Below are 1,716 nucleotides of genomic sequence, written 5' to 3'. Positions count from 1 at the left end.
TAAAAAAGGAAATCTTTATTATTGAAATCGGAATCACCTCCCTTGACAACCTGCAGACGGTGGAACTTGAAAAAACCCGCAAGTATGATCTTTTAGCTAACGAAGTAGGGTTGATGTACAAATGTAAGGTCAAAATTATACCGTATGTCATGACGTGGGATGGATGTGTGACGAAATATCACAGAAGTCATGTTAAAAGCCTCAATCTTTCAACTAGTACCGAGACGTATATCCAGTCAAAAGTCCTAAAAAAGACTCTAGAGAGTATTTCTTTCGAACACAGGCAAGGACACCAGGAGGGAGGATCGGCAACAAGAGAGGTGGATGAGATCGCCTGTAGGCTTGGTATAGATGAGACAACCTCTGGGCGGGCCACACTTACTTCAACATAGTAAACCTAACTTCAAAAAGCTTCAAAAAAATATTCTCTTTAATTTAATTTTAATCTTTAATATATCAAAGATTTTTTTTAATTTAATTTTAATCTTTAATATATCAAATATTTGATTTTTTCTTAATATTGATCTCATTTATTAAATATTTGTTTTTTACTTAATATTGATCTTTTTGACTTCTTTTTTTGATTTTTTCTTAATTTAAATCTTTCTGTCTTCATTTTGATCTTTTAGTCTTAATATTTATCTCTTATACTTCATATTTACTTCTAAATTTAAATTATCATTTAAGCTTCATAATTAATTTTAAATTTTACCTAATCATTTTAGCTTCAAACTTATAAAAAAATTATTGGACTGAGATTTTCTTGTTTCTTATCATTTAGATGTCAGTAGATTGAATTGAAGAATTCCATATAGAGTCTTTCATCTGACAAGGTTTCTTAGTTAAAAGATCATCAGTGTAATGAGTTTCACCAGGTATTTTCGGCTCGGGTCTTGTGTCTTTCCTTTCATGTTCTACATCTTCAACTTCTCCACTAGAACTCACCAGATTCTCCAATGATTTCTCAATCTCTTCTTCAACAGCTTCGTCTTACTCCAGAAAATAACTCTCAAAGGTTTTCTAAACCACAACAGACTGAATGTTTCCTTCAAATGTAAGTTTGATTCCTAGCTTTTAAATGTACTTCTTGCGATTAGTCGTTACCACACTGTCCCATGTCATTAAATAGGGAACTATTCTTGTTTTATCTTTTTAAATTAATCCGATCTCATTAGCAAGAAGATTGTATTTTCTTAATTTCCAATTCAATTTTACTGTAAGAAAATCTTGGTCGTTTATTTAGCTCGAAAATCTAAATTTATTTTCTTCTTATTTAATACAAGAATATCAGATTTGTTATGTCAGACCTTAATGTCTGTTTAAATACCCGTATCCATTCGTACTTCAACATTATCGATAGACAATACTTCTTGTACTGAGTAGGTTCTTATCTTACTAGATTTTCAAAAGCCATACTTCTTACATAACAAGAGATGTAGACATCTTTTTACCTCGTTGTGTCTTCTCATATAATCAAACCCCGACATTCGATCACATTTGAAACCTAAATGATCTACAGTCTTTCTATAAGATCTTCAGATATGACATTGTCTTTTCAAGCCACTGAAGATATTTCTATCTTGTAGAAAGCAGTAATATGCTTCAGATCTAGCCTGTTTGTTCTAATTACAAGCCATGTAGAAGACCCCTTATTAAACTAGTTCATTCTTCCTTGCTCTGTACAGCTTTCAGTGATTTGTTTTAAATTAAATCTCG

At 31.4% G+C, this 1,716-nt stretch carries 2 protein-coding genes; one reads left to right on the top strand and one right to left on the bottom strand.

Going from position 1 to position 1,716, the window contains the following annotated elements:
• Nucleotides 1-392 (top strand): hypothetical protein (locus ACRC28_RS11650; protein WP_438543612.1); only part of this gene is annotated, 392 nt, incomplete at its 5' end.
• A gap of 385 nt (nucleotides 393-777) precedes the next feature.
• Here ACRC28_RS11650 and ACRC28_RS11645 read toward each other — a convergent pair.
• Nucleotides 778-945 carry a hypothetical protein gene (locus ACRC28_RS11645; RefSeq protein ID WP_438543611.1) on the bottom strand — a complete coding sequence of 56 codons (168 nt, stop codon included), beginning with the start codon at nucleotides 943-945 and terminating at the stop codon, nucleotides 778-780.
• Nucleotides 946-1,716 lie beyond the last annotated feature (771 nt).

It is taken from the genome of Clostridium sp., assembly GCF_051650885.1.
Taxonomy (GTDB): domain Bacteria; phylum Bacillota; class Clostridia; order Clostridiales; family Clostridiaceae; genus Clostridium.
Note: the sequence above shows the minus strand (reverse complement) of the source record. Positions and strands in the feature narration are given on the sequence as shown.